Raw genomic sequence first — 3,093 nt, 5'->3', positions numbered from 1 at the left:
TTTCTTTTAGGGTGCTTTCTGCCGCGTCTGAATCAGTATAATCATAAATTTGCTTCATACTTAAAGAATGAGTTCCAGAAATCCAGACAGCCGCGCTGCGGCTTGGCGTCTTAAAAGTAAAGCTAAGCTCGCAAAGATAGAGTTTTTCTCCAACAGACACAAAGCAGCTTACAACGTTTGTACCGTCAATTTTTAGGCTGTCATTCTGCGTAGGATCAAAATATATAAGCTCATCTGTGATGCTGTCATCAATTGAGTCCCCGTTCAAGTACCATAAGCATTTTTCGATTTCTATGCCGTCAGGGGCTTTAAGCTTAATATTAAGGTCGGAAGATTCATACGGAATAACGCTGCCAGAGCTGTAAGTTTCAGAATCCGAGCCGCTTGTATAATACGCCTCAATAGAAAGGTCCGCGCTTGACTCTGCTGTTATGCCTTCCATGCTTGCAGGCTTTATATAGAATTCGCAGGAACCGTCATCTCCAGAAACACTAATCACCGTATTCTGATCCGAAACCTTTTTCGAGCCATATTCGAAGAGCGAGAAGCAGCTTGTGTCAATTTCAGAGGCTGAATAAAAGAAAGGTGCGGCTACATATGCTGCAAAGTTGTCTGCTGTAGTTCCGTCTTCGCTGTCTTTAACCGCAAATATGTTCAATTTGTCGTCAATTGAATCTACAAAAGCGGCATTGATGCAGGCTCCGTTTTTAAGGGTAATATCAAGCGGCTTTCCTTTCTCAACAGTAATGCCGCTTGCTTCAAATTTTTCATTTCCGTCTGTTGCAACAAGGCAGACAGAGCCCGAAAGAGCGGTTGTAACAGTATTTGTGTCAGGGTCCGAAGCGAGCGCTATAGATTGGCTTTCTCCTAAATAGATTGAACATTTTTTTGAATCTTCAAGAGCTTCCTTTAACTCATTGAATGTTTTTATGTCAATTACAGGAGCACTGTCCATAAAAATCTCAACTTCCGATACTTCAGGCCAAGTCTTTGTCAACTTTTCCAAAAGCGCCGTAAGGTTTTTTCTTGAGGACACAGCAAGGCCGTTCATATTTTGCGCGCTTTCTGAAGTGCCGTTTGTCGCATAGTATTTTTTTACAGTTACAATAGAAAATTTTATATCCGAGTCTGTTGTTTTTATTCCGGAGGCAATTTCTACCATCCTTTTGTCGTTCGGAATTTCTATTTTAACACCGTCATTACAATAGAACTCAAGCTTGTACCAGCCTGGAGCGATATCTTCTCCAGTAAGAGCATAAACGCTGTCGGAAGAGCTAGAAAAAACAAGGTTGTTTTTATCAGTTGAATACTCAATATCGCCTGTCTGGTTATTTTTAAGTGTAACAAGCAGGCCAGAAGAGTAATCAGAAATACCGGCCGCATCAAAAGAAAGCTCAAGGCTGCCTTTGGTAGAACTGTCTTTTTTTAGTCCGACAAGCACTGTTATGCTGTTTTTTGCAGATTCCGAAGAAACTGAAACACCTTCTTTTGTTCCGCTGACGGTTATTGTGCCGTTTCCTTCAGAATAGCTTCCTTCGAGAGCGATATTGTACGTTCCGACCGGAATCAATTTTGCATTAAGGACACCCTCGCTGTAATAAAGGGACGGGCTGCTAGAGCTAGAATCCGAAGAGCCGGAAGTCCACGCAAGCTCAATGGATTTTTCGTCGGAATCGCCTGTAGGCTCAAAAGCTATTTTCCAGGAAGTTATTTTGTCTAATTCAAAGCTTCCGGCCGAAATATAGCGTCCTTTTGAACCAAAACTAATCGAAACAGAAGTATTTTCTTTTAGATTAGATTTTTCTGCAGTTTTTGAGTCCAGAATGTCCGCGCATCCTGCAAAGAGCGCAATTACAGCAAAAGCTGCAAGTCCTTGTAAAAAGCGTTTAAATTTCATATTTTTCTCCACAAATTTAGTTTTTATGTTCATTTTTACTGCCATTTATAGATTGCTAAACGAGTTTGATATGCAAACATCGCAGTGTCGAGCACGGCAATGACAAAAACCATTGCCATTATCTGGTCGACAATTTTTGTCATTATCGGGCTCGATTGTCCTGTCATTATCGGGCTCGACCCGATAATCTAACTGTCCTGTCTTTCCCGCGCTCGATGCGGGAATCTTCCTTATAAAAGGCTTCTTAAGGGTTTTAGTTTTCCTTCAAAACAAAAATGTATTCAATTCCTATGCGCTCACCGCCAGAGCTTATAAAGCACATAAGATTGTTGTTTTTTTCCTCTCCGCCGTTTTCTGTCAGAACAACATCATCATTCTGTGTTAAGTTGAGCTCAAAAGAGGACTTGTCTTTTGCACAGGCAATGTCTTTTCCGTTCATATACCAGCTGTAGGAATACGAGTCAAAGCCGAATTCTTTTTCGCACTCGATAGAAAATTCAATCGCTTTATCCTCATAAGCCAATTCTGGAATATTGCCGCCAGAATACTTGTATTCGGCTGAGTCTTTTTTTGCGCAGATACTGAATTCACTTGCATCAATTCCTGAAATTTCCGAATCTGCTTTTATCCGCTCAAGCTCAACATCAAGAGAATTATCCCCTGCCTCAAGCTCAACGTAATAAGGCTCAGTATTTTTGTACTTTTCAAGCTCTCCGTTCAAAATTTTAGCATTCACCTCGATTTTTGAACCAGGATTCAAGTCTTCTATCGTAAATACAGCAGGCTTATCAGAACCGCTTTTAGGCTCTGCTATCGCAAACTGCTCTGAACGATTTAAATCGCCGCTCAGGCGCACATCCAAAGTCCAGTCTCCTGCGCTGCTCTCCCTGGCTGAACGCGCAAGTTCCGCAGGAACAGCAAAGCTGACAGAAGAAGTCTCGCTTGCGGCACAAGAAAAAAGCAAAGCGCAAAAAAGCGTCGCCGCAACACAGAAACAAACTCTTTTTATCATAAAGTCCTCCGCCTTAAAAAATCAAAACAAACGTAGCAAAGTATAACGCACAAGGCAGGCATTTTCAATTTTTGCAACGAAAAAGACAAAAAAACAAAAGCAGTTTTAAACAACTTTAGTAGAATAACATCTTTTTATCAAGTGGAGCGAATGTCATTGCCACCCTTGACTTTTGTCATTATCA

At 41.2% G+C, this 3,093-nt stretch carries 2 protein-coding genes; both read right to left on the bottom strand.

Annotated features, from left to right (window positions below; genetic code table 11):
* Nucleotides 1-1,897: hypothetical protein (locus tag B2X33_RS02985; RefSeq protein WP_296667544.1), on the bottom strand; the 1,897-nt coding region annotated here is incomplete at its 3' end.
* Nucleotides 1,898-2,150: 253 nt separating this feature from the next.
* The gene (locus B2X33_RS02980; RefSeq protein ID WP_296667542.1) at nucleotides 2,151-2,909 is read right to left on the bottom strand and encodes a hypothetical protein; all 759 of its coding nucleotides are present in this window, start codon (nucleotides 2,907-2,909) and stop codon (nucleotides 2,151-2,153) included.
* Nucleotides 2,910-3,093: the final 184 nt, after the last annotated feature.

The sequence above is a fragment of the Treponema sp. UBA785 genome, assembly GCF_002297065.1.
Taxonomy (GTDB): Bacteria; Spirochaetota; Spirochaetia; order Treponematales; family Treponemataceae; genus Treponema_D.
This window is presented reverse-complemented; position numbering and strand designations above follow the sequence as displayed.